At 63.7% G+C, this 22,277-nt stretch carries 24 protein-coding genes and 1 pseudogene; 8 read left to right on the forward strand and 17 right to left on the reverse strand.

The features are described from left to right. Window positions 1–77: 77 nt before the first annotated feature. Complete coding sequence (locus I7X18_RS17245) at window positions 78–566, reverse strand: dihydrofolate reductase (protein ID WP_269751323.1); 489 nt, start codon at window positions 564–566, stop codon at window positions 78–80. A gap of 25 nt (window positions 567–591) precedes the next feature. Continuing rightward, window positions 592–1,392: a thymidylate synthase gene (locus I7X18_RS17250; protein WP_193043277.1), complete on the reverse strand. Its 801-nt coding sequence runs from the start codon at window positions 1,390–1,392 to the stop codon at window positions 592–594. 42 nt (window positions 1,393–1,434) lie between these two features. Between I7X18_RS17250 and I7X18_RS17255 the strand changes: the two genes are divergently transcribed. Beyond that, window positions 1,435–2,175: a dienelactone hydrolase family protein gene (locus I7X18_RS17255; RefSeq protein WP_193043278.1), complete on the forward strand. Its 741-nt coding sequence runs from the start codon at window positions 1,435–1,437 to the stop codon at window positions 2,173–2,175. On the opposite strand, the gene I7X18_RS17260 is transcribed toward I7X18_RS17255, so the two are convergent. Both I7X18_RS17260 and I7X18_RS17265 read right to left on the reverse strand, forming a co-directional pair. Beyond that, window positions 2,172–2,627 (reverse strand): hypothetical protein, encoded by a 456-nt coding sequence (locus I7X18_RS17260; protein ID WP_193043279.1) that lies wholly within the window; start codon window positions 2,625–2,627, stop codon window positions 2,172–2,174. The two genes, I7X18_RS17255 and I7X18_RS17260, sit on opposite strands and share 4 nt — an antisense overlap. Window positions 2,628–2,660: 33 nt before the next feature. Next, window positions 2,661–2,771, reverse strand: a pseudogene (locus tag I7X18_RS17265) (flavodoxin); the annotation flags it as partial. 116 nt (window positions 2,772–2,887) lie between these two features. Between I7X18_RS17265 and I7X18_RS17270 the strand changes: the two are divergent. Further along, entirely contained in the window at window positions 2,888–3,586 is a 699-nt protein-coding gene (locus I7X18_RS17270) for a GAF and ANTAR domain-containing protein (RefSeq protein WP_193043280.1), read from the forward strand. 82 nt (window positions 3,587–3,668) lie between these two features. On the opposite strand, the gene I7X18_RS17275 is transcribed toward I7X18_RS17270, so the two are convergent. The 13 genes from I7X18_RS17275 to I7X18_RS17335 all read right to left on the reverse strand — a co-directional run bounded on the left by I7X18_RS17275 (window position 3,669) and on the right by I7X18_RS17335 (window position 15,604). Next, window positions 3,669–4,124, reverse strand: a complete 456-nt coding sequence (locus I7X18_RS17275) for a flavodoxin family protein (protein ID WP_193043281.1) — start codon at window positions 4,122–4,124, stop codon at window positions 3,669–3,671. Next, the gene (locus I7X18_RS17280; protein WP_193043282.1) at window positions 4,121–4,585 is read right to left on the reverse strand and encodes a hypothetical protein; all 465 of its coding nucleotides are present in this window, start codon (window positions 4,583–4,585) and stop codon (window positions 4,121–4,123) included. The genes I7X18_RS17275 and I7X18_RS17280 overlap by 4 nt, the downstream gene beginning before the upstream one ends. Beyond that, window positions 4,582–5,319, reverse strand: coding sequence for a 4-hydroxy-tetrahydrodipicolinate reductase (gene dapB, locus I7X18_RS17285; RefSeq protein WP_193043283.1), 738 nt, complete (start codon window positions 5,317–5,319; stop codon window positions 4,582–4,584). The genes I7X18_RS17280 and dapB overlap by 4 nt, the downstream gene beginning before the upstream one ends. 23 nt (window positions 5,320–5,342) lie before the next feature. After that, window positions 5,343–5,675 carry a hypothetical protein gene (locus I7X18_RS17290; protein WP_193043284.1) on the reverse strand — a complete coding sequence of 111 codons (333 nt, stop codon included), beginning with the start codon at window positions 5,673–5,675 and terminating at the stop codon, window positions 5,343–5,345. Between the two features lie 109 nt (window positions 5,676–5,784). Then, window positions 5,785–6,837 (reverse strand): carboxymuconolactone decarboxylase family protein, encoded by a 1,053-nt coding sequence (locus I7X18_RS17295; protein WP_193043285.1) that lies wholly within the window; start codon window positions 6,835–6,837, stop codon window positions 5,785–5,787. A gap of 43 nt (window positions 6,838–6,880) precedes the next feature. Beyond that, window positions 6,881–7,720, reverse strand: a complete 840-nt coding sequence (locus I7X18_RS17300) for a mycofactocin-coupled SDR family oxidoreductase (protein WP_269751276.1) — start codon at window positions 7,718–7,720, stop codon at window positions 6,881–6,883. A gap of 59 nt (window positions 7,721–7,779) precedes the next feature. Next, window positions 7,780–8,565, reverse strand: a complete 786-nt coding sequence (locus I7X18_RS17305) for an SDR family oxidoreductase (protein ID WP_193043286.1) — start codon at window positions 8,563–8,565, stop codon at window positions 7,780–7,782. Beyond that, window positions 8,555–9,286: a hypothetical protein gene (locus I7X18_RS17310; protein ID WP_232375511.1), complete on the reverse strand. Its 732-nt coding sequence runs from the start codon at window positions 9,284–9,286 to the stop codon at window positions 8,555–8,557. The genes I7X18_RS17305 and I7X18_RS17310 overlap by 11 nt, the downstream gene beginning before the upstream one ends. A gap of 100 nt (window positions 9,287–9,386) precedes the next feature. Then, complete coding sequence (locus I7X18_RS17315; protein WP_193043288.1) at window positions 9,387–10,097, reverse strand: SDR family NAD(P)-dependent oxidoreductase; 711 nt, start codon at window positions 10,095–10,097, stop codon at window positions 9,387–9,389. 131 nt (window positions 10,098–10,228) lie between these two features. Next, window positions 10,229–10,963 carry an SDR family NAD(P)-dependent oxidoreductase gene (locus I7X18_RS17320; RefSeq protein ID WP_193043289.1) on the reverse strand — a complete coding sequence of 245 codons (735 nt, stop codon included), beginning with the start codon at window positions 10,961–10,963 and terminating at the stop codon, window positions 10,229–10,231. Continuing rightward, window positions 10,960–11,949: an ABC transporter permease gene (locus I7X18_RS17325; RefSeq protein WP_193043290.1), complete on the reverse strand. Its 990-nt coding sequence runs from the start codon at window positions 11,947–11,949 to the stop codon at window positions 10,960–10,962. Before I7X18_RS17325 ends, I7X18_RS17320 begins: the two co-directional genes overlap by 4 nt. Before the next feature lie 89 nt (window positions 11,950–12,038). Next, window positions 12,039–14,513, reverse strand: coding sequence for an ATP-binding cassette domain-containing protein (locus I7X18_RS17330; RefSeq protein WP_193043291.1), 2,475 nt, complete (start codon window positions 14,511–14,513; stop codon window positions 12,039–12,041). Next, window positions 14,510–15,604, reverse strand: a complete 1,095-nt coding sequence (locus tag I7X18_RS17335; RefSeq protein WP_193043292.1) for a substrate-binding domain-containing protein — start codon at window positions 15,602–15,604, stop codon at window positions 14,510–14,512. The genes I7X18_RS17330 and I7X18_RS17335 overlap by 4 nt, the downstream gene beginning before the upstream one ends. Window positions 15,605–15,954: 350 nt before the next feature. Between I7X18_RS17335 and I7X18_RS17340 the strand changes: the two genes are divergently transcribed. The 6 genes from I7X18_RS17340 to I7X18_RS17365 all read left to right on the forward strand — a co-directional run bounded on the left by I7X18_RS17340 (window position 15,955) and on the right by I7X18_RS17365 (window position 22,276). Then, window positions 15,955–16,860: a nuclear transport factor 2 family protein gene (locus I7X18_RS17340; RefSeq protein ID WP_193043293.1), complete on the forward strand. Its 906-nt coding sequence runs from the start codon at window positions 15,955–15,957 to the stop codon at window positions 16,858–16,860. Window positions 16,861–16,869: 9 nt separating this feature from the next. Further along, entirely contained in the window at window positions 16,870–18,303 is a 1,434-nt protein-coding gene (locus I7X18_RS17345) for an aldehyde dehydrogenase family protein (RefSeq protein ID WP_193043294.1), read from the forward strand. Window positions 18,304–18,346: 43 nt separating this feature from the next. Beyond that, window positions 18,347–19,147: an IclR family transcriptional regulator gene (locus I7X18_RS17350; protein WP_193043295.1), complete on the forward strand. Its 801-nt coding sequence runs from the start codon at window positions 18,347–18,349 to the stop codon at window positions 19,145–19,147. Window positions 19,148–19,196: 49 nt separating this feature from the next. Continuing rightward, window positions 19,197–20,306: an NAD(P)-dependent alcohol dehydrogenase gene (locus I7X18_RS17355; protein WP_232375262.1), complete on the forward strand. Its 1,110-nt coding sequence runs from the start codon at window positions 19,197–19,199 to the stop codon at window positions 20,304–20,306. Between the two features lie 20 nt (window positions 20,307–20,326). Next, a complete protein-coding gene (locus I7X18_RS17360; RefSeq protein ID WP_193043297.1) occupies window positions 20,327–21,136 on the forward strand; it encodes an IclR family transcriptional regulator in 810 nt (269 codons plus the stop codon). Window positions 21,137–21,199: 63 nt separating this feature from the next. Beyond that, the gene (locus I7X18_RS17365) at window positions 21,200–22,276 is read left to right on the forward strand and encodes a cupin domain-containing protein (protein ID WP_193043298.1); all 1,077 of its coding nucleotides are present in this window, start codon (window positions 21,200–21,202) and stop codon (window positions 22,274–22,276) included. Window position 22,277: the final 1 nt, after the last annotated feature.

Raw genomic sequence — 22,277 nt, forward strand, 5'->3', positions numbered from 1 at the left:
GTCCGGTCGACCGCTCTATATGACCGGTCGTCTTACTCGACGAACACGAAAGATCTCCCCGGCATTCCGAGGACCTGTCAGCTGATCCGCTGGTAGCTGTGGAACCGGTACCGCAACCCGGAGGTACTGGTCAGCCAATCCCCGGTGGTGCCGGCCCAGGCCTCGCCGAGGACAGGCGCGATGGCGTCCGCGTCCTGGCGGTGCAACTCGATCTCGACCTCGGTGACCTCGCACCGCGTCGCACGGGAAAGCGTCTGCGTGTAGACGCGCTCACCGCCGATCACCCATGTCTCGTCGTCGCCCAGCGCGTCGTCGAGGGCCGTCACGACCTCCGCTCCGTCAGCCAGGTAGTCGGCCTGCCGGGTGAGGACGATGTTTTTCCGTCCCGGCAGTGGCCGCACCTTCGGTGGGAGCGACTCCCAGGTGCGCCGCCCCATCACCACGGGATGGCCGAGGGTGATCTCCTTGAACCGGGCCAGGTCCTCGGGAAGGTGCCACGGGATGCCGCCGTCGCGTCCGATCACCCCCGAAGTGGACTGCGCCCAGATGAGTCCGACGGTCATGATCGACGCTCGGTCCTGCAAGCAGACCTCATACCGCCACCGGCGCTTTGATCGCCGGGTGCGGGTCATAGTTCTTGACGACGATGTCCTCATAGGTGTAGTCGAATATTGAATCCCGCTGCGCGAGAACGAGTTCCGGATAGGGCCGCGGGTCGCGGCCGAGCTGCTCGGTCACCTGCTCGACATGGTTGTCGTAGATGTGGCAGTCCCCGCCCGTCCACACGAACTCACCCACACCGAGCCCGGCCTGGGCGGCCATCATGTGCGTGAGCAGTGCGTAGCTCGCGATGTTGAACGGCACTCCGAGGAACAGGTCGGCGCTGCGCTGATAGAGCTGGCACGACAACCGTCCGTCGGCGACATAGAACTGGAAGAACGCGTGGCACGGCGGCAGAGCCATCTGCGGTATCTCCCCGACGTTCCACGCCGAGACGATGTTGCGCCGTGAGTCCGGATCGCTCCTGAGCAGGTCGAGGGCCGCGCTGATCTGGTCGACGTGGCCGCCCGACGGCGTCGGCCACGACCGCCACTGCACGCCGTAGACGGGGCCGAGGTCACCGGCGTCGTCCGCCCACTCGTCCCAGATGGTGACACCGTGCTCGTGCAACCAGCGCACATTCGAATCGCCGCGCAGAAACCACAGCAGCTCGTAGACCACCGACTTCAGGTGCACCTTCTTGGTGGTGATCACCGGGAAACCGGCGCCGAGGTCGTACCGCAGCTGGTGGCCGAAGAGACTGCGGGTTCCGGTGCCGGTGCGGTCGGCTTTGGGTGTGCCGCGCTCGAGGACGAGGCGCAACAGGTCCTCGTACGGCGTGGGAATGGGCACGTCGGTCAGCTTACTTCCAGACGCCCGAGTAGAACGGATGGCATGCCGAGCATCTCTGCGACCATCACGACGCCTGACGGCGCCTGCCCCGTGACCCTTCACACGCCGAACGGCCCCGGTCCGTGGTCGGGGGTGGTGATGTACCCCGATGCCGGTGGCGTCCGGCCCACATTCCACGAGATGGCCGACCGGCTGGCCGCCTTCGGCCACGCCGTGCTGCTTCCCGACGTGTATTACCGCAGCGGCGACTGGCAGCCGTTCGACATGGGCACCGTCTTCGGCGACCAGGCCGAACGTCAGCGCCTGTTCACGATGATCAGTTCCGTCTCCCCTGAAGCAATGGCCTCCGACGCCGCCGCGTTCTTCGACTTCCTCGCCCAGCGGCCCGAGGTGCGCGGCGACCGGTTCGGGGTGTGCGGTTACTGCATGGGCGGACGGACCTCGGTGATCGTGGCGGGGCTGGTCCCGGAGCGGGTCGCCGCGGCGGGTTCCTTCCACGGCGGCGGCCTGGTCACCGACGATCCGTCGAGCCCGCACCTGCTCGCGGAGAAGATGACGGCGACGGTCTATGTGGCAGGCGCGCAGAACGACAACTCGTTCACGACCGAACAGGCCGAGACACTCGACAAGGCACTCACCGCAGCGGGGGTGCAGCACACCGTCGAGATCTACCCCGCCGGCCACGGTTTCGCGGTTCCGGACAACGGGCCGTACGACGAGGAGGCCGCGCAGCGGCACTGGATCGCGCTGCAGGAGTTGTTCGCGAGTTCGCTGCCGAGCTAGGCGGCCGCCCGGTTTCGCTTGACCTTGCCCAGCGCGCGCAGGATCCCCCGCGCGGCGTAGATCCCGGCGACGACCGTCAGCAGGATCAGCACGATGAACATCACCAGCCAGTTGGTGCGGTCGTGGCTGACGTTCCACCACACGACCGTGAACAGCACCGCGCAGACGAATCCCACGATGTCGCGCCAGTTGCCCTCGTACGACATGGCCGCCATGCGGATCTCGCGGCTGCGCTCGGTGGTGGTGATGAGGTCGTCGATGCGCTGGTCGATGCTGCGCTTGAGGCGCTCGCGCAGTTCGGCCTGCTCGGGCGGGATGCGTTCGAGCAACTCCATGTCCTTGGCGATCATCCCGCGGACGTCGGGGCCTTTCATGCCGCCGGCTGCGATGCCGAGCAGTGCGCCGCCTGCGATGGGAGCCGCGCCCAGGGCGATCTCTGCGATACCCGGCATCTGTTCGTCCCTTCAGTCCATCAACATGGCCGAGAGCTCCAGTACGTCGGCCGCCTTCTCGAGCCCTAGACCCGTCGCCAGCTTGTCTACCGCGTACACCGCACCTACCGCGGCGTTATTGCCGTGCACCCACAGTCCGTAAGGCGCCCCGCGACGTGTACCCGAGTTGGCTGGGTCACCATACGGCCTCGGCGTGCTGTGAGGAGTGTTCATGGTGAACCGCCTGGCTGAAATTTCCCACTGCCCTTAGCATCGTGCCCATGACGGTGAATTCGCCTCCAGGGCTGGCACAACTGCTCGGAGACTTGGCGATCGACCTGCAGCATGAAAGCGGCACCGAGGCCACGTTGCAGGCGATCACCGAGGGCGCGGTCACCCTCGTACCCGGGGCTTGGGGGTGCGGCATCTCGATGGTCCAGGGCCGCAAGGTCACCCCGGAGGCGCCCACCAATCCGGTCGTTGCCGAACTCGATCAGTTGCAGTCCTCGTTGGACGAGGGTCCCTGCCTGAGCGCGCTACGCGAGCAGCACACCGTGCAGCTCGAGGACATGGCCACCGAAACACGGTGGCCGCGGTTCGCCCGCGCCGCGCTGGATCGCGGCGTGGGCAGCATGCTGTCGTTTCAACTGTTCGTCATCGACGACACCCTGGGCGCGCTCAACCTCTTCGGCGATCACAGCGGAGCATTCAATGAGGAATCGCTGCTCGTCGGTGGGGTGCTGGCCCAGCACGCTTCGATAGCGATGATCGGCGCGGCGGCCGAAGCGCACTTCGGCGCTGCGTTGGCCAGCCGCGATATCATCGGCCAAGCCAAAGGTCTCCTCATGCACCGCGAAAACCTCACCGGCTTGCAGGCCTTCGCGCTGATGGTCAAAACCTCGCAGAACGCCAACATCAAGCTCGTCGAAATCGCGCGGTGGGTCGTCGAACAGCACGAGTCGAGACTCAACCGCACCTAGGAGTCCGCTGAATTAGCAGGCTCGGGGGCGGGCTGCAGCCGGTGGGCATCACCGAACATCTCCTCAGTGCACAGGTCCAAACTCAATCCACTAGCTGAGCGGCGACCGTCGCGCCGAGGTTCCAGCATGCCTCGACGTCGGCCTTGGTCGGCTTGCCCGCCACCACGACGGTCTTAGTAGCCTGCACCCAGCCCAGCCCGGCGGTGATGCGCGCGAGCGCGCGTTCCGCTCCTTCGGTGCCCTCGTTACCGTGGAGGTACACGCCGAACGGACGTCCACGGGTGGAATCGAGCAGCTGGTAATACGACTGGTCGAAGGCATGCTTGAGGGCACCGCTGAGGTAGCCGAGGTTCACCGGGGTGCCCAACAGATAGCCGTCGGCCTCGAGCATCTCGACCGACGAGACCGTGAGCGCCGGACGCCTAATGACCTCCACGCCCTCAATCTCAGGGTCTGTCGCCCCCGCCACCACCGCCTCGAACATCTCCTGGCAGTGCGGCGACGGTGTGTGGTGGACGATCAGCAGGGTCGCGCTCACGCGCCCTCCTGGAGGTCGACGGCCCTGCGCATGGCGGCGCGGGCCCGGCCGCGATCACCGGCGTAGTCGTACGCCCGGGCGAGGCGGTACCAGCGCACCCAGTTGTCCGGATCCTCCTGCAGTTCGTTGCGCACCACGTCGAACAGCGCGTCGGCGGCGTCGCGTTCGATACGGCCCGACGGGCGGCGTGGCAGATCGCTGACGTTCAGGTCCAGGTTCTGCTCACGGGCCAGCCGCGCCAACCGCTGATGGGCGAAGCCGGCCTGCAACGTGCTGACCATCACCCAGATCCCGATCAGCGGCAGCGCCAGCAGTGCAATGCCCAGACCGATCGCCGCAAGCTCACCGGAGCTGATGAACGCGAACGCAATCCGGCCGAGCAGGAGGAAGTACACGACCAGCGCCACGCACATGAAGGCGATGAGCACCTGGGTACGCAGGGCGCGCCGGTCGTCGGTCATGTCAGGTCGAGAAGCGGTTCGATACCGACGGTGAGGCCGGGCCGCTCGGACACCTTGCGCACCGCCAGCAGGACGCCCGGGACGAAAGAGGTGCGGTCGATGCTGTCGTGCCGGATGGTCAGCGTCTCCCCTTCGGTGCCGAAGAGAACCTCCTGGTGCGCGACGAGCCCGGCCAGTCGCACCGAGTGCACGGGGATGCCGTCGACGTCCGCGCCGCGCGCCCCGTCCAGTCCGGTGCTGGTCGCATCGGGGTTGGGCGGCAGGTCTTTTCGCGCAGCGGCGATGAGCTTCGCGGTGCGCGCCGCGGTGCCCGACGGGGCGTCCGCCTTGTGCGGATGGTGCAATTCGATCACTTCGACCGATTCGAAGAACCGCGCCGCCTGCTGCGCGAAGTGCATGGACAGCACGGCACCGATGGCGAAGTTGGGGGCGATGAGCACCGCCGACTCAGGCTTGTCCGCCAGCCAAGCCAGCACCTGGGAAATGCGCTCGTCGGTGAAGCCGGTGGTGCCGACGACAGCGTGAATACCGTTGTCGATCAGGAACTTCAGGTTGTCCATCACCACGCTGGGGTGGGTGAAGTCGATGACGACCGCGGTCTGCGTGTCGACGAGTGCGCTCAACGGATCGCCGGCGTCGATTCCGGCCGTGAACGTGAGGTCGTCGGCGGCCTCGACCGCCTTCACCATCGTCGCCCCGACCTTGCCTTTCGCACCCAGCACGCCTACTCGCATGGGCTCACCCTAGTAGCCGACCGTCAGCGTGCCGCCGGCACTTGTGCCATCTCGGCTCCCACCCCCTTCCGGGCGGTCTTCGCTCCACAAAAAGCCGGCTCAAACCACATGCGCCACCATGGTTCCACCGTCACATTCCCGGCGGATTTGTCAGACCATCGCACTAGTGTTCGAGTCACGGATGGAGAGCCGTCGTCGCAGCGCTCACGCAGTCCGAAGCTGCCCGCGCCGCGCTGACCGCCCTCCCCGTCGACTCCCTGACCGTCGACCAGATCCTCGCGGTCACCGAGATGCGTGAACGCGGCCGCCGCAGCGAACTCACCATCGACCACGCCCTGACCATCCACCTCATCCACACCGCAACCCCGAACGACATGGGCGCCACCTCGCTCAAAGAGCTCGGCCAACCGGCTCCACATCACCGCCAAAGACGCCGTCCCTGCCCTGGCGATCCATAGAGGTTCGTCAGCTCAACGGATCGCCAGGGGTCACGGTGCCATGGTCGTTCAGAATGAACGCGGTGAGCTTGCCTTCGTGCACCGCCTTGTCGATGCGCAATGCCACCAGAGTCTTTTGGTAGTTCCACGAGCTGAGCTCCAGCGTGAGTTGGACGACCTGGTCCCGCGTGAAATGTTGGAAGAGATCGGCTTTGATGGCGTCAGTGATGTTCGCAGGGTCGGTCATGTACACGTCGGCGTAGCGCAGTGCGGCTTTGGTGGCCGCCGACAGGTCAGCGCCCTCGAAGTCCGACTGCATCACAAGTCGGTCCGTCGCACCATCGACCACAGGAACCCCATCCTCGACCAAGCGCAAAGAATTGCACAGATCGCAGTGGTGATACCACCCGGCCCGCAACCGGACAATCTCGCGGACGAATGCACTCAGCTCAGCATCGGGCTTCACCGTCCCCGGCGCCAGAATGGTGTCGTGCCAAAGATTATTCGCCCGAATGGGAGTCAAGACTTTGCGATCTGCCGGCCATTCCGGAAAGTCCGCGGAGAACTCAGCGTCTCCGAAGAGCCGGCGGTGCGCTACCCGAAGCCGCGTGGTCTGGTCAACGGTGTAGATGGCCTCGATGAAGCTCCGCAGGCCGGTCTTGCCGAGCTGGTCGAGAACCGGGGCCAACAGCTCTGCATCGACATCGGGAACGTAGTCGACAAATTGCTCCACGACCGCGCTCGCAGCCGCCAGGTGCCCGCCACTCACCTCAGTGCTCGTACTGGTTGCGCCCTCGGGGTCGAGTAGGGCTTCGACTTGCTGGACGATCAGTGCGAACAACTCGCTGTCAAGCGATGACGCTGATGCCCGCCAGGCCCCTTCCAGCGCAAGATATGCAGCAGGACTGACCGCCGCGATGGCAGGCAGATGAAATCGCTCTATGAGGTCGGAATTCAACGACACAGGTAACTCTCCTTCAGATGGGGCTCGTTTGGTGTTCGGGAGCTGGATCGGCGCACCATGCTGATCAATTCGGGGCAGGGCAACTCGCTCATCAAAAAAACTACTGCGGTCGACCACACTCGTCAACACCCTGCAGAAAACTTTTCCGCTTGCGGGTCTGTCATGCTCGCGCGGTGAATCCGGCATCCACTGTCATCTCCAAGCCGGTGACGTACCGCGCGGCATCCGAGGCCAAGAACAGCACCGCGTTACTGACGTCCTCGGGCTGCACTAGGTCAACTGGGAGCAGATTTCCGTCGAGATTCACCGCAGCCTTGGGGTAGGCCTGAAAAAAGGCAGGTAACTCAGGGTTTTCGACCATCTGCGTCGCGACGCCGGTCGGGTGCACCGTGTTCACCCGGATCGAGTGCTCCGCTAGTTCGTTAGCAAAGGCGCGGCACAATCCAACCACACCGTGCTTGGCGGCCACGTAGTCAGCCATCGAGCGCAGGCCCCTAATCCCGGCGGTGGAACTCGTGGCGATGATGGATCCGCCGCGCTCGCCGGAGATCATCGCGGGTACAGCAGCCTTGATGGTGTTGAAGACGCCGGTGAGATTGGTGTCGATGCAGTCCCGCCAACGCTGGAGGTCGATGTCCTGGCTCTCGAAGGGGCCAGCTCCTCCTGCTCCGCCGAGTCCGTTCGTTCCCGCATTGGCGACCACGATGTCGATTCGCCCGAACGCAGCAAATGCTTCGTCGACCGTCGCCTGAACCTGTTCGAAGTCACGGACATCACCCTGCTTGGCGATGATTTTTCGTCCGGTGGACTCGACCAGCTGGACGGTTTCTGCCAGATCCTCCGGTGTCGACATTGAGTACGGCACGGTGTCGATCTGGCCGCACAGATCGATGGCAACGATGTTCGCACCGTGTTGGGCGAGTGTGATGGCATGCCGGCGTCCTTGCCCGCGGGCGGCGCCTGTGACGAATGCTGTTCGGCCGTCGAGGTCGAAGTTCACGATTTCTCCTTAACTACATGGTTATTGGATTGCTGATGGCTAGTCGGGCAGTACGAATGTCACAGGGTTCTGATCGTTCCTCCGTCGAGAATGTGTTCGGCCCCGATGATCGACGGCGCGCGGTCCGACACCAGGAACGCCACCAGCTCGGCAACCTCGACCGGCATCGCGACGCGGCCCAGTGGAACTCCGCCGTGGCGATCCATCAGTTCCTGCTTTCCGGATTCGAGGTCTGCGCCTCGCGCATCGGCCAGTTCACGGGCGAAGTCGACGGCCATGTCGGTTTCGACGATCCCGGGAGCGACGCTGTTTACCCGCACATTGTGTTTGGCGACGTCGGTCGCCAACGCCTTGCTGTATGCCGTAAGTGCCGCTTTGCTGCACGCGTACGGCACCGACGATGACAGTGGAAGACGACGCTGGATAGAACTGATGTGTACGACCGCTCCCCTGCCCCGCTGAATCATGGCTGGTATGAAGGCACGATCGAGCCGGGCCGCGGATAGCAGATTCGTGTGCAAGGCGAAAGTCCAGTCCTCGTCGCTCATTGCAAGCACACCACCATCGGAGAGGGTGGCGCCGCCGGCCGAATGAATGAGTGTGTCGACCTCACCGAGCCTCTCGTCCACCTGCGCCTGCAACTGCTCGGCGAAACTGACTGAGGTCACATCCCCGAGGAAGACTTCTACACCGTCGAGTTGTGTTGCGGGAAGGGATCGTCCGATCACGCCGACTGCTGCACCACTGCGAGCGAATCGCGCTGCCACACTGGCGCCGATTCCCCGCGTGCCCCCGGTGACCAGAACCGTCCGTCCGGCGAACTCGTTTTCGTCGTTACTCTGCATTGACCGCACCTACCGTTCGGATGAGTTCTGCTGTTGATTTGCCGCGCCGACCGTCCAGGGTGATGGCGCCGTCGTGCACGAAGGTGATGGCTTCCCGTACGGGGTACACGTGCACCGCGCTGAACAGCTCTGCTTGAGCCGTCACAGTGGTGCTGAGTTCGTCGGTGTCCAGGAGCCGACGCCACGCCAGCATGTTCTCGCAGGAGACATGCAACGCTGCGTGATGCTGCCGTTCCGCCGGTATCCGGTTGTCCAGAGCGTCTGGTTCCCATTGGGATTCGTGATCGTCGTAGGGCTCCAACAGGTGCCCCGATACGGTGTTCACGAAACCACTGCCGAGGAACGTGTTCACCAGCGTGTCGCGGATGAAGGACCTGAATGGGCCGGTCTCGGCGTGCGCTCGCCGACGGATGAGCACCAGCACCGACTGGCCATCGGCCGGACCGGGTGCGTCCGCCCCTACGTGTCCGGCTGAGCCCAGAGCGTAGTAGCCGTAGGTGCCGTCGAAGCAGTTGCGCTCGTCGTCTGCCAGAGCGTCGGTTCCTGTCAACCAGCGATCGAAGTCTTCGCGACTGACGAACGCGCACTGTGCCGCACCGTCGATACGCTCGTCGTCGGGCACCGTGGTGTTCACTGAGGGTGCAGTGGTCCAGTCGTGTGATCGCGGGCTATCGAGGTGAAACTGCCGGTAGAGGTCAATTCCGGGAATCGCTGCACACATCGGCCCGTGCACGTCGGCCCAGTATCTGCTGAACAGTGAGCCGTCCAATCCTGCGCGCCTCACCACAGGGACCAGCCGGGTGAGGTCGTGCCGGGTCTGATCACCGGGCACTTTCGGCCATCACCTCTGCTGCCTGGAAGTCGAACCCGGCGGTGAGACCACCATCGGCGAGGACGGTGGTGGCGAAGAGTGCTGAGGACTCCGGAGAGAGCAGATACATTGCTGCATTGGCGATCTCGGTGGCCTCCAAGATGCGTCCGAGCGGGTGCCGGGCTTCGCGGGCCTGGAGGAACGAGTCCGGATCCTTGGTCGATGACAGGTGACGCTCGAACAACCCTGCCTTCGTGGGGCCGGGAGCCAGCATGTTGAACCGGATCCCACTGCGGGCGTAGTCCAACGCAATGGTGCGGATGGCGCCTGTGAGCGCCGATTTCGATGACGAATATGCTGCCAGTTGCTGGTCGGCGAAGTGTGCAACGACGCTGGTCAGCGCCACCACCGCCGCATACTCCGCGGAATGGAGCGCAGGTAGCAGCTTCTTAAGACCCAGTACCGTCCCCAAGACATTGATCTCCCAAATTCGGCGCCACGTCGCCAAATCGTCATTCTCGAGCAGACCCGCCTCCAATACTCCGGCGACACTGAGGAATCCCAGGGCTCCGGTCTTGTCGCGGAGCTCGGCGACGACTCGATCCCACGTGTCCTCCACGGTGACACTGCCTTTTACATGGATATAGTTGGCGAGGCCGGCCAAATCAGCCGGCGAGGCCTGTGCATCGACGCCGATGACGTGGACTCCCTGCTGTGTCAACGACACTGCGCACTGGAGTCCGATTCCACTCGAGGTTCCGGTCACGACGACCGTATCGGGCAGGTTAGTCGTCCAAGAAATCATGTGTCATCCTTTAGTTTGGTGTTTCAAGAAGCGATGTCGAGCTTGGGTCAGTGCAGCGTGTATCCGCCGTCCATGACGAGATCGGTACCAGTGACCTGACTTGACTCATCGCTGGCGAGAAATACTGCGCCATAGCCGATTTCGTACGGTTCAGCGAGCCCGAGTGGCGTCTGGGCAACTACACCCGCGGTGACATCCGGCTGCCTCTCGGTGAGCGGGGTGCGAACAATCCCGGGAATGATGCTGTTGACCCGGATCCGATCCGGGGCGTACGTCATGGCGGCATTACGGGTGATCATCCGTACAGCACCCTTACTGGCGTGGTAGCTGGCGATGCCCGCCACCGCGACGATGCCCCAGCTGGACGCGATGTTGACGATGGACCCTTTCCCGCGAGCACGCAGGTGCGGCACTGATTCCCGGATGCCGAGCATGGGGCCGGTGACATTGACCCTCATGGTTCGCTCCCAGTCTTCGACCACGACCTCGTCCAGGGCCTGGTAGTCGATCACCGCGGCGTTGTTGACGAGGACGTCCAGCCCGCCGCCGTCGCGCACCACTCCATTCACGGTGTCGGCCCAGGACTCTTCGGAGGTGACGTCGAGGGTCGAGAACGACTGTCGCGCCAGAAGCGGGACGCTGGGATCCTTCACGTCGGTGAGCCGGACCATCGCACCTGCCTGGCTGAGAGCGTCCGCGATCCCGCGGCCGATGCCGTCGGCTGCCCCGGTCACGATCGCAACCTTGCCTGCAAGCCGTTCGCTTTCAACAGTTGTGGTCATACTGCGGTCTCCTTCTGTCGACTTCCGGTAAAGGGTGGGGCGGCCTCACCTGCACTGCCGGCATCACCGCGACGCTGCGCTCGGCGGATGCTCACCCGGCGCAGCAGAGGCATCGACACCGCGACCAGCAGTACCGCGGCCTGGATGAGGAGCTGCACGGAGTTGGGGGCACCGGTGCTGAGAACGAGCTGATCCAGCTGGGTGAGGAACAACGCAGCTGCGGCAATCGACCACACCTTCAGATCGCCACCAGTCAGCGCGTTGCCGGCAAGCACCACCGCAGCAACCGACGGAAGCAGTTGATCGGCACCCAGGTCCAGCCCCGGAGTCTGCAGGTAAGCAGTCAAAAGTACGGCGGCGACCCCGTAGAAGATTGCCGAGATGACATACGAACCACAGGTGATTCCCGGTACGTTGCCGCCGATCACTTTCAACGCAGCCGGGCTCTTGCCGGCCTGTGTAAGGCGCCGGCCAATCATGGTCCGGCGATTCACGATTGCGACGAAGGCCAGGATCGCCAACGCCAGGAGAAAGACGTTGGGCAGTCCGACCGTATTGCTGAGGGCGAACTGAGTCAGGCCCGCGGGCGCACTGGATGCGATTCCGCCCGAATAGAATTGGACGACACCGAGGAGCAGGGCGTTGACGGCCAGGGTGGCGACGATGGGCGTGATGTGCAGTTTGGTGACCACCAACCCGTTGGCCAGCCCGCCGAGTGCTGCCGCGCCGATGGCGAACACGATCGCGAGGATGATGCCGTGCTGCGCTGCGAACTGAGTTAGAACCAGCCCCGATAGAGACATGATCCCTGGAATGGACAGATCGATGCCCCGCTGCTGGATCACCAGGCCCTGGCCGACGGCGATCAGCGCCAATACCCCGGCGAGGGGCAGCATGGTCATCAGTGCGGGTCCGTCCAGACTGCGCGCAGCGATCAGCGGACTGATCGCGAATAGCGCGATGGTCGCAGGCCAGACGAGGCCCATTCGAGTCGCTGAGTGCCAGAGCGTGGACGGAGTACCTTTCACCGAGTTCATAGTCTGAGTTCCTGGTTCGTTGTCGACGAGATGCTTTGTCACAGCTGGTTCCTGCCCATCTGCGAGTAGATGCCGACGGCGGTGATGGTCAGCAGTCCCATGAGCCAGTACTGCCACGCCGAGCTGAGGTTGAGGAAGGCGGTGACGTTGCCGATCTGGGCGACCCCGATGGCTCCGAGCAGCGCGCCGACGAATGAGCCCTTCCCGCCGTAGATACTGGCTCCACCGAGGATTACCGCGGTGATACTCGCGAAGGTGAAGGTGGTTCCCGAGCCAGGGTCACCGATTCCTGTTTGGGCTGCCAGCAACAGTCCCGCGATGCCGGTGAAGAGTCCGGCGAGGAGATACCCGCCCAAACGGCACCACCAGACGTTGACTCCGAGAAGTCGGGCATTGTCGGGGTTAGAGCCCGTGGCGCGAAGCCGGGCTCCCCAGCCTGTCCGGTGCAGTGCGATCTCCAGAGCAACAGCGAGGACCACCGCGAACAGCGCGGCCGCGGGAATGATGCCGACCTTGGCCTGGATGATGTTCAGAACGGTGTCGGGGATCGCGCCCTCGGGCCGGGGCCTGATCAGTTGGCCCAGTCCCAGTGCTGCCATGTAGGTGCCCAGGGTTGCGATCACCGGGGATATGCCGAGCTTTGCGATGAGGAATCCGTTGACCAGCCCTGCCGCGAGACCGACTGCGACGGCGGTGGCGAGGGCGACCGCAACGCCGGTGAGGCCTCCACCGGCCGGCACAGTGAAGGAGATGACGGCGACAGTCAGGCCCATGACCGGCCCCACCGACAAATCAATTCCGGCAAGGACCATGACCACCATCTGCGCGAGCGCGACGAAGGCCAGCGGGGCAAACATCGTCAGCAGATTGGTCATGTTCAGACCGCTGGCATAGCGATCGTTGGCCGAGGTTGCGATGAGGCCGAGGACGATCACCGCGATGGCGACGACACCAGCGGGCAACCAGCGGTTCATGGCTCCCGAAAGGAACCTGGACTGGCCTCGCTTGACTCCGGAATGCCGCATCGCCGTTGACGTCAGCGCCGTTTCGGTGATTCGCTGCGCCGAAAGGTGCTCGCCGGCCAACTCTTCGATCGCATTCCCTCGCGAGAAGACAACGACTCGATCGCACAGCCCGGCCAGCTCGACGGCGTCGGAGGAAACGACCACGGCAGCCGATCCGTCATCACACAGCTCTCGGAGGGTGCTGAAGATCTGCACGCGCGCGCCGGCGTCGACGCCTTGGGTTGGTTCGTCGGCCAGCAGCACCTTGGGTTGTTCGATGGCTGAGCGGGCGATCAGGGCCTTTTGTTGATTACCTCCCGACAGGGTGCCGACAACGGTCTCGACGCTTGGTGTCTTGATGTCGTACTCGGTGACTGCCTGGGCGGCAACAACACGAACAGCCGAGGTGTTGACAAATCCGAACTTGGTGTAGCGGTCAGCGGACCCTGCCGCGATGTTCTCTGCGACGCTCTCCGAAAGGAAGAGACCTGCGGAATGACGATCGTCTGTGATGAGACTGGTTCCACATTGCCGGGAGGACTTCACCGACCCGAGTTTTACCGGTCGGCCGTCGACGGTGACTCGGCCGGTTGCCGGCTCCATACCGGCGATCGCGCGCAGTACGTCGCGCTGACCGCTGCCCTCGATTCCGGCCAAGCCCAGGATTTCACCCGCTCGCACTGTCAGGTCGACATCATGAAATCCTCTGCCGGACAGCTTTTCAACCACAAGCATCGACGCTGCATCAGCATCCAGCGTGGGTTTGTCCGGAAAGGTCTGACTCAGCGATCGGCCCAGCGCGAGTTGGACGATGCCGCGTTCGGTGGTGCCGGCGGTGTCAAACGTCCCTTGGATCTGACCATCGCGCAGGACGGTGAGACGACTGCAGAAGCGCTGGACCTCCCGGATGCGATGGGAGATGTAAACGATTCCGGTGCCTTGGGCTCGCAGATCCTCCACTAGGTCGTAAAGCTTGTCGACCTCATTGGCGGCCAGGTGCTCGGTCGGCTCGTCCAGAAGCAGCACGCAAGGTTGGGTCAGCGTTGCCTTCGTGATTTCGATGACGAATTGCTGCGCCAACGGGATATCGGACAGGGTGCTGGCCGGGTTGATGTCCATTCCCCATCGCGCCATGGCGTCGCGGGCCCAAGGGTTGATGTCTGATTCCATCAATCGCCGGTCGGGGTCTACACCGAGGGCCAAGTTCTCTGCCACCGTCAGGTGCGGAATCAAGGCGGGATGCTGACGGACGATTCGAAGCCCGAGCGATCGGGCTGAGTTCGGATCTCCCTGCCTAAGAACGCTTCCGCCGATGTGTACCGATCCCGCGTCGGGAATCAGCGACCCCGCAGAGGCAGCAAGCAATGTCGACTTGCCCGCACCGTTCTCGCCTACCAGTCCGTGGATCTCACCGGGCAAGACTGTGAAGTCGACATTGTCGAGGGCGGTGACGCCGGGAAACGTCTTGGTGATGGCGCGCATGGTGAGCGCGGGGGTTGATGGTGTCATGAGGCGCCTCGGGTGAATAGTTCGCTGAGTTGGGCTTCGGTGAGGAAGGTCGACAGACTGGCGTCAGGAGGGAGATCTGGATTGCACTGCGGGGCAAGCTCGCCGCCGGCGATCGAATCCTCGAAGAACGGGAGGTTGACGATGGTCGGCTCCGTATCGGGAATACCCTGCGCGGCTGCAAGACCGTGCCTGAGCGCCACTCGCGTCATCCAGGGGCGCAGCGACTGGGTGGCGATCTGGAACTGCGGTTGCGACGGCGCGATTTGTTCCCAGAGACAAGAGAATTCGTTTGCGTCGCTGGTGGCCCATACCGGTAGTGGCCGTCCGGCTCCCAGGAACGCGCGGATGCCGCCGACCGATCCGCCACCGTAGGTCGAGATGACTCCGTCGATATTCGGGTACTTGGTCAAAGCGCCGGCGACAGCCTGTTGCGTCTTGCCGACTTCCCAGTCGGTCACCAGGTAGTCGTCCCCGAGGAGCGTCATGTCGGGATACTTGGCCAGTGCCTGCTGCACGGCCAAATAGGTCTGATGGCTGTACGCGTTTCCGGCTGGACCGCCGAGGACGATTACCGAGCCCTTGTCGCCAAGGGCGCCCGCCACCCAGTCGGTGAGAGTCTTGCCGAACTCGTCGACGTTCTCCGCGACGAAGGCCGTGTAGTCCCGGCCAGGAACACCACCGGGATCGGAAATGAAGGGCACCACCTGCACACCGGCTGCCGTAGCGCGCCGCACCGCCGGGAGGTCGGCAGGCCCGAGGTCCTGGGCGATGATGATGTCAACGCCCTGTGCCACGAGGCTGTCGATGTTGGCCCGCATGCGCTGCGGGTCGTTCTGGGAGTCGACGTAAAGCGTCTTCGTGATATTGGGACATCTGCGTGCTTCGTCATCGAACTCGGCGCGCTGAATCATCCGAGCCGCGTTGTTCGCTGAAATAACCAGGTAGGCGACAGTTACATCCTTGTCGCCGCACAACTCCCGAATATCGGTGAAGTCCTCGATCTCCCCCACTCGGGGCGGCTCTACGGCCCCGGTGTTCTCCGACACCGCGGGAGTGATGGTGCAACCTGCGACCGCGATGGCCGAGACCATCGCCCCCAACACGTTCAACGCGCCTCTAGACCATCGCAATGGAATCTCCCATGAAGTGAATGCGGCGCATCGCCGCTGATTGGGGCGGGATGCAACTCGCTCGTGGTGACCGAGCTCTCCGCTGGCCGGTCGGTGTGACCTAGATCATCCTGCTCGGCGAGACCGAACTTACAGACCCATTCGACGACACGTCAAGTGACTAACAGAAATGTTTTCCGCAGGATCGCGACGGCAGCGGAAAAGTTTTCCAAACTCTGATTGACTCCGACTTCCGAACGTGTCTAACATCACGCCAAGGCGTATCCACCAAGGACCGGGTTATGCATGAAGCGACGACTGAAAGATGAGGGATGGGCACTCAGGCGACAGACCGCGACGCTCGTCGGGCAGTGGCAATCGACTACTTCCGCCGGCTCGACGCCGGTCGAGAGATGATTGACCTGTTCGGCGAACACGCCGAGATCCACTTCCCAAAGTGGGGAATCGCAAGGGGCCACAAAGAAATTCAACAGATGTGGTCCGAAGTCGGGGTGCTCTATCGGTCGATCAGCCACTTCACCGAGTTCCTGAACTACGCGTTCGACGACAGTCTCGTGTTCGTCGAAGGCCTCAGCGACGGTGTAGCCGGTGACGGAACACCTTGGATCGGGGGCCAGACCTGGGCGGGACGCTGGTGCGACGTCATGGAGATTCGCGACGGCAAGATCGAACGACTGTACATTTACCTCGACCCCGACTACGCCGGCGCAGACACCCAGCGATACCCGTGGATCACCGATGGCCTGCCGCCTGCCGCGCGGGCGCTGCCCGCCCCGGCACAGAGGAAACACCAGCCCATGACCGATCACGACCGAGCCGCGGTGGTGCGCGACTACTTCCAGCGACTGGACTCCGGGGCACCCGTCGAGGAACTCTTCGCCGAACACGCCACCTCCTATTACCCGAAATGGGGGGTAGCGCACGGAGCGGCCGCGGTGGGACAGCAGCACCGTGATGTGGCAACCGCGTACACGCAGATATCGCACGTCAGCGAATACCTGAACATCGTCGTCGACGGCGAAGTCGTCGCGGCAGAGGGGTTGACCGTCGGAACCACCACAGACGGCACGACTTGGAGAGCCGGACAATCTCTTTCGGGACGCTTTTGCGCAATTTTCGAGGTGCGTGAATTTGCCATCGAGCGGTGTTTCACGTACCTCGACCCGGACCTCACCGATGCGGACTCCGCCCGCTACCCGTGGCTTGTGTCGAACTGAAGGACTGACATGACATCACCGATCACTTCCGCGGACAATCTCATTGACGGCAAGCTGATCTCTTCCGAAGTCCTCACGTCCTCAGTGAGCCCCGCAAACGGCACCGTTCTGGGTACGTTCTCCGAAGCCACACCAACAAGCTCCCAGGAGGCAATTGCTGCCGCCCGCCGCGCGTTCGACGAGTTGGACTGGTCTCGCGATCGGCGACAACGGCACCGCGCGCTGACAGCGCTGGCTGACGAAATCGACAGGCACAGCGAAACTCTCGTGGCTATGCTGGCCCGCGAAAACGGCAAAACGGCCGGAGAGGCCGGTTTTGAGCTGAGCCTCACCGCACCGAAGCTGCGTTACTACGCCGCACTGGCGCTGACCGAGAGCGGGCGCGCCGCCGAAGTGTCCCCCGGCATACACATGAGTTCAGTGCCGGAAGCCGTTGGAGTGGTCGGGATCATCACGCCCTGGAACTCCCCCGTTGTGCTGTCCGTACGCTCGCTGGCACCCGCCCTGGCTGCCGGGTGCACCGCCGTGGTGAAGATGCCCGGTCAAACCGGGCTAGTGAATGGGCTGCTCCACGAGATCATTCAGTCGGTCGCGGCGATTCCCGCCGGGGTGGTCAACTCGCTCACCGAGTCCGGCGACCACCTGGCGCGGCTCCTCGTCGAATCACCCGACGTCGACGCTATCAGCTACACGGGTAGCACCCGGGTGGGGCGCCAGATTCTGGCCACCGGCGCCAAGACTCTGAAGCGGGTCTCCCTGGAACTCGGCGGCAAGACTCCTATGATCGTTCTCGACGACGCCGACCTCGACGCTGCCGTCCCCGTATTAGTCAAGGCCATCACCACTTTCAGCGGCCAGTTCTGCATGACCGGCAGCCGCATCCTCGCCCAGCGGTCTGTCGCCGCCGAGCTGCGGACCCGTCTCATTGAGGCTCTGACTGCGGTGCGAATCGGACCCGGTGAGGACCCAGCCAGCGACATGGGACCGATGATCGATGCCGCGAACGCTGAGCGCGTCCATCGGGAGGTGGAAGCGGCGTCGGCCTATGCGACAGTCCTCGTGCGCGGTGGTGTCCGGCCGGGAACTGCCTACTACGAACCGTCTCTGCTCGAGGTCGACGATCCCGGGAAGCCAATCGTCCAGGAAGAAACCTTCGGCCCCGTCGCCACCTTCGAGGTGTTCGACACCGACGACGACGCGGTCCGCTGGGCCAACAGCACCGATTACGGTCTGGCGGCGTCCATTTGGTCCAGGGACATCGATCGGCCGCGACGGATCGGCCGCGCTCTGCGCGCCGGCACCGTATGGACGAACACCTGGGCCCTGGTTGCCGATCAATTTGAAGAGGGCGGCTTCAAGCAGAGCGGGGTCGGTCGCTTGAATGGTCTGCGGGGGCTCGAAGAATTCCAGGAATACAAGACCTATGTCCAGGTCACGGGCTAGCGCTCACGCTTCGAAGGTGTAAGTGTGGATACCGAGCAAGGGGATGGCGACGATGGCGAACGCGACAGACGGGCCGGTCAAATCGGTCAAGTATCCGGTCGAGTCCGTGGCCAACGCCGCACGGATCCTGTTGATGCTGTCCTCCGACACCCAGTTGAAGCTCTCAGATGTCGCCGATCATCTCGGCACTTCGCCCTCGACCGCGCATCGCCTGCTGACCACGCTCGAGGCGTCTGGTTTTCTGCACCAGCATGAGACAACTCGGTGTTATGAGCCCGGCGACGCGCTGCGGACGTTGGCTGCAGCAATCGCCCCAGAGCGATCGCGGTGGGACTTTGCGCTGCCGTACCTGCAGGAACTCAGCGAACGAGTGGACGAAACGGTCAATTTGCAGGTGCTTCACGGTAGCGACATCGCCTTCGTGGAGTCCGCAGAATCCACCGCGGCGTTGCGGGTGGGCTCCCGGCGCGGAGCCATCATGCCCGCGCATGCGACCTCGGGCGGCAAAATTTTACTCGCTCAGCTTGATAGCGAGCAGCTCGAGGCGCTATTGGCCCAGAACGAACTGACACGGCTCACTGACGACACCATCAGCGACACCACCACGTTTCTCAACGAGCTCAAACGTGTCCGCAAGCGTGGCTATGCCACCAATCTCGGAGAGAGCGAGCCGGGAATCGGCGGCGTAGCGGTGGCCGTCCCCACTGACGGCCGGCCAGCGCGCTATGCATTGGCAGTGTCGGTTCCCACCTCGCGGCTCTCGCGGTCACGAATTCCGGCACTGGTCTCCGAATTGATGAAAACCGCTGCCCTGTTGAGCGAGAGCGATCCCGACGGGCGCTGATTCACCGGTTCACACCAATACCCACCATGATTGGAGAACATCCATGCGCGTGAGCGCAGCCGTTGTAGAACGAACCGGCGCACCCTTCACCATCGTCGACGTCGATCTCGCTGACCCCCGCGATCACGAGATCGTCGTTCGAATCGTCGCTACCGGGCTGTGTCACACCGATCTCAGTGCTCGCGGCGGGACAACGCCGTTTCCATTGCCCGCCGTGCTGGGCCACGAAGGTGCCGGGGTGGTCGAGCGAGTCGGTCCCAAGGTGAGCGCCCTCGCCGTCGGCGACCACGTCCTGATCAGCTTCACCTCCTGCGGTCACTGCCGAGCGTGCCAGGAAGGACACCCCGTCTACTGCCGGGACTGGGTGCCGCTGAATCTCCTCGGCGGTTCGCGTCTCGATGGCTCCGCGACCATCACCCGTGAGGATGGTCCCGCACTTCACGGACACTTCTTCGGACAGTCCTCGTTCGCAACCCGCGCATTGGTCAACGAGTCCGCTGCAGTGAAGGTCCCCCGCGATCTGGACCTGGCCACCCTGGCCCCGCTCGGGTGCAGTGTGCAAACGGGTGTTGGTGCCGTGCTTAATGTCGCACGCCCCGAACCCGGCAGCACCCTTGTTGTATTCGGGGTCGGCGGAGTCGGTTTGGCGGCGATCATGGGAGCCGTTCTGACTCCAGCCGCACAGATCGTCGCTGTCGATGTAAAGGCCTCCCGGCTCGCACTTGCTGCAGAGTTGGGAGCGACGCACACCATCGATTCCAGTTCCACCGACCCAGCAGAGGCTATCGCTGAGCTGACCGGCGGCGCCGGGGCGAACTACGCACTCGAGACCAGCGGCCGACTCGACGTGCTCGGAGCCGCTGTCTCAGTGCTGGCATCCGCGGGAACCTGCGTCGTCATCGGCGCCCCCGCCCTCGGTTCGACGCTGCCCGTAGACGTCACCAACCTGTTGGGCCGGGGCATTCGCCTGCTCGGGTCCAATCAAGGCAATAGCAACCCCGCCCGCCTCCTTCCGCAGTTGGTCGCGCTACACCGAGCAGGCAGGCTGCCATTCGATCGGCTGATCCGGACATATCCGTTTGCGGACATTAATACTGCAGTCGCTGACGCGACCAGCGGTGAGACGGTGAAACCGGTTCTGCTCATGCCGCAGCATTGACCACGCCGGCAGTCTGTGTCGTGACGCACCCGAAGAAGGTCACCGAACGACCCGCCTATGTAGTGGAGTCTGTCGACAATGCGTTGCGCTTGCTGCAGATTCTGCGCGATGTCGGCGCCCTCCGAATCAAAGATGCCGCCGCCGAACTGCACATCGCACCGTCGACCGCCCACCGACTGCTATCCATGCTCGTTTACCGCGGCTTCGCCGTTCAGGATACGCAGCGGGTTTACCACCCCGGGTCAGCGCTGGAAGCAGGACCTGCCGCCAACGATTGGACCCTGCAGCTCACAGCTCGCTGCAGGCCCCACATGGAGGCGCTGGTCTCCGAATGCAACGAGACGGTCAACCTCGTCATTCGCGTAGGTGACCAGGTCAGATTTCTATGGTCTGAGTTGTCTACGGAGCTCTTGCGGGTCGGCGACCGCCGCGGGCAGGTCTTCGATGCCGAGTTGACGGCCGCCGGCCGAATTCTGTTGGCAGAACTGCCACCTGACGCCCTGGAGCATCTCTATCTCCAGCGCGACGAACCGCGCGGACCTGAACCACGGTGGCGTGACCGACGCATGCCGGCCGGAGAATTCGAACGGCTCCGGGCCGATCTCGCGGCGGTTCGCGCGGCCGGATTCGCTGTCAATGTGGGCCGAACCGAAGAAGGCGTCGCGGTTTTCGGCGCGGCTATCCGTAGCCCTGCTGGCAAAGCCGTCGCAGCCCTGGCGGTCGCCGTGCCCGTCACGCGTTTTCAACGCCATGTCGAGGGCACACTCGTATCCCGTGTGCGACGCACCGCACACCTGATTACTGCCGATATCGATGACCTGGTGACCTGAGTCCGCATTCTGTAGCGCAGAATCCTCTTTGACTGGATTACTTTGCACCGTAACGTTATTCGTATGGCAGTAGTCGAAAACAGCGAAGCCGACGATGCGTTGCAGCAGTTGTACGACGACTTTTCGAACGAGAATCTCAATCCCCTGTGGACTCAAGTCGGCAGCTTGATGCCGAAGACTCCGAGTCCACAGGCTATTCCTTTCGTGTGGCGATGGTCGACTCTGATGCCATTGGCTCAGAGGGCCGGAGATCTCGTCCCGGTCGGCCGGGGCGGGGAGCGGCGCGCGATTGCGCTCGCCAATCCCGGGCTCGGTGGAGCGCCGTACGTGACACCGACCCTGTGGGCCGCCATCCAGTACCTTGGCCCCAAGGAAACCGCTCCAGAACACCGTCACTCTCAGAATGCCTTTCGCTTCGTCGTCGAGGGTGAGGGCGTCTGGACCGTCGTCAACGGCGACCCTGTTGCGATGAACCGGGGTGACTTCCTGCTGACACCCGGGTGGGCCTTTCACGGCCATCACAACGAGACCGACCACCCGATGGCGTGGATCGACGGTCTCGACATCCCGTTCGCGCACTACACCGATACGGGGTTCTTCGAGTTCGGGTCCGACGAGGTCACCGATGATTCGCTGCCCGAGCGCTCGCGTTCCGAACGGCTCTGGGCTCATCCCGGTTTACGTCCCTTGGCTGGTTTGGGCCAACGGGCTTCGTCGCCCATCGCAGCCTATCGTTGGGTACACACCGATAAAGCTCTTCGAGAACAACTTTCACTTGAAGACGAGGGCCATGCCGCCACGATCGAACCGGGTCACGCAGGCGTGCGGTACACCAACCCAACCACTGGTGGCGATGTCATGCCGACAATCCGAGCCGAGTTCCACCGCCTCCGCGCCGGCGCACGTACCCGTCGCCGCCGAGACGTCGGTTCGACGGTGTATCAGGTTTTCGACGGCACCGGACGCATCGACCTCGGCGAACGGACGTACCACATCTCGACCGGTGATCTGATCGTCGTGCCCTCATGGACCCCATGGTCCATCCACGCTGATACCGAACTCGACCTCTTCGCCTTCTCCGATGCCCCGATCATGGAGAAACTCCACCTCAACCGCACCCTCATCACGGATGGACCCTGAC

Source organism: Mycolicibacterium baixiangningiae, from assembly GCF_016313185.1.
In the GTDB taxonomy this organism is placed as follows: domain Bacteria; phylum Actinomycetota; class Actinomycetes; order Mycobacteriales; family Mycobacteriaceae; genus Mycobacterium; species Mycobacterium baixiangningiae.

Bases quoted from the DNA above. Each gene is read 5' to 3' on its own strand.
- I7X18_RS17320 (WP_193043289.1), bottom strand. From the start codon at position 10,963: ATGACCACAACTGTTGAAAGCGAACGGCTTGCAGGCAAGGTTGCGATC.
- I7X18_RS17325 (WP_193043290.1), bottom strand. From the start codon at position 11,949: ATGGGCCTCGTCTGGCCTGCGACCATCGCGCTATTCGCGATCAGTCCG.
- I7X18_RS17280 (WP_193043282.1), bottom strand. From the start codon at position 4,585: ATGACCGACGACCGGCGCGCCCTGCGTACCCAGGTGCTCATCGCCTTC.
- I7X18_RS17305 (WP_193043286.1), bottom strand. From the start codon at position 8,565: ATGCAGAGTAACGACGAAAACGAGTTCGCCGGACGGACGGTTCTGGTC.
- I7X18_RS17340 (WP_193043293.1), top strand. From the start codon at position 15,955: ATGGGCACTCAGGCGACAGACCGCGACGCTCGTCGGGCAGTGGCAATC.
- I7X18_RS17365 (WP_193043298.1), top strand. From the start codon at position 21,200: ATGGCAGTAGTCGAAAACAGCGAAGCCGACGATGCGTTGCAGCAGTTG.
- I7X18_RS17335 (WP_193043292.1), bottom strand. From the start codon at position 15,604: ATGGTCTCGGCCATCGCGGTCGCAGGTTGCACCATCACTCCCGCGGTG.
- I7X18_RS17255 (WP_193043278.1), top strand. From the start codon at position 1,435: ATGCCGAGCATCTCTGCGACCATCACGACGCCTGACGGCGCCTGCCCC.
- dapB (WP_193043283.1), bottom strand. From the start codon at position 5,319: ATGCGAGTAGGCGTGCTGGGTGCGAAAGGCAAGGTCGGGGCGACGATG.
- I7X18_RS17330 (WP_193043291.1), bottom strand. From the start codon at position 14,513: ATGACACCATCAACCCCCGCGCTCACCATGCGCGCCATCACCAAGACG.
- I7X18_RS17350 (WP_193043295.1), top strand. From the start codon at position 18,347: ATGGCGACGATGGCGAACGCGACAGACGGGCCGGTCAAATCGGTCAAG.
- I7X18_RS17260 (WP_193043279.1), bottom strand. From the start codon at position 2,627: ATGCCGGGTATCGCAGAGATCGCCCTGGGCGCGGCTCCCATCGCAGGC.
- I7X18_RS17345 (WP_193043294.1), top strand. From the start codon at position 16,870: ATGACATCACCGATCACTTCCGCGGACAATCTCATTGACGGCAAGCTG.
- I7X18_RS17270 (WP_193043280.1), top strand. From the start codon at position 2,888: ATGACGGTGAATTCGCCTCCAGGGCTGGCACAACTGCTCGGAGACTTG.
- I7X18_RS17310 (WP_232375511.1), bottom strand. From the start codon at position 9,286: ATGTGTGCAGCGATTCCCGGAATTGACCTCTACCGGCAGTTTCACCTC.